The sequence below is a fragment of the Psychrobacter sp. 16-MNA-CIBAN-0192 genome (genome assembly GCF_040309565.1).
Lineage (GTDB): Bacteria > Pseudomonadota > Gammaproteobacteria > Pseudomonadales > Moraxellaceae > Psychrobacter.
This window is the reverse complement of the sequence record NZ_JBEOOX010000038.1, coordinates 1-788: the sequence shown is the minus strand read 5'-3', so window position 1 is coordinate 788 and position 788 is coordinate 1. Positions and strand designations below refer to the sequence as shown.

Annotated in this window: 2 protein-coding genes; one reads left to right on the top strand and one right to left on the bottom strand. The window is 39.0% G+C overall.

Annotated features, from left to right (window positions below):
- Nucleotides 1-365 (top strand): hypothetical protein (locus AAEY78_RS12255; protein ID WP_352339621.1); only part of this gene is annotated, 365 nt, incomplete at its 5' end.
- 46 nt (nucleotides 366-411) lie between these two features.
- On the opposite strand, the gene AAEY78_RS12250 is transcribed toward AAEY78_RS12255, so the two are convergent.
- A partial coding sequence (locus AAEY78_RS12250) for a hypothetical protein (RefSeq protein ID WP_352339620.1) occupies nucleotides 412-788 on the bottom strand: 377 nt, incomplete at its 5' end.

The following is a 788-nucleotide window of genomic DNA, read 5'->3' as shown; positions in this document are numbered from 1 at the left end:
GCACTCCTATACCATCAGAGTCAAATATGTCTTCTTCTAGCGCAACCCCTCTATGTACTTATCAAGCACGAATTTCCGAAAATGATAAGTATAATAGCTCTGGCAACTATATCGCCACCAAAACCAACAAGGCTACCGCTGCTGGTATTTTGCGACAAGATCGTGCCAATTATCACAAATTTGGAAGCAGTGACTCAGAAGATACGAGCGATTGCCTAATGGACTCAGCAGCATGGCGCGCGAAATTTGAAAACATGATTGCTAATGGCACTGCGGACGGTAGCTCGATAGATGACATCGTTAACAGTAATCCGCTTGTAACCGTTGAGCTGTATCAAGATTCAATTAATGTGATGGTTAATTGAAGTACCGATATGGCTAAACACGAGCTATCCAAAAGCTGAGTGATAATTACCATAAGTGAACATACTCTTCGCCTTGGCTATCAATAAATAAATCTATAGGGTTGTTATCACGAACTCGATATTCGTTTTTATTAGCTAAATTAATGATTTTATCGTTGCTATTATCATTTAAGGAAACATAGCGACTGACATCGCCGTCTGGCCACTTAATAGTTATTTTCAGAAAGGTGTGATGTGATTCATAACGCTCTCTGGTTCGAGCATCTATTGAGGCATTCACTTCAGTTATAGTAACCAAACATTTTTTACTGGCTGTTTTTCCTTTATAAGCACAGTTGAAATAATTCTCACCAAAATTAGCTAGGAAGAATTCCCTAAATACGGGTTCATTAGTATAAGTCTGTACCGTCTCAGTAGGTTGTA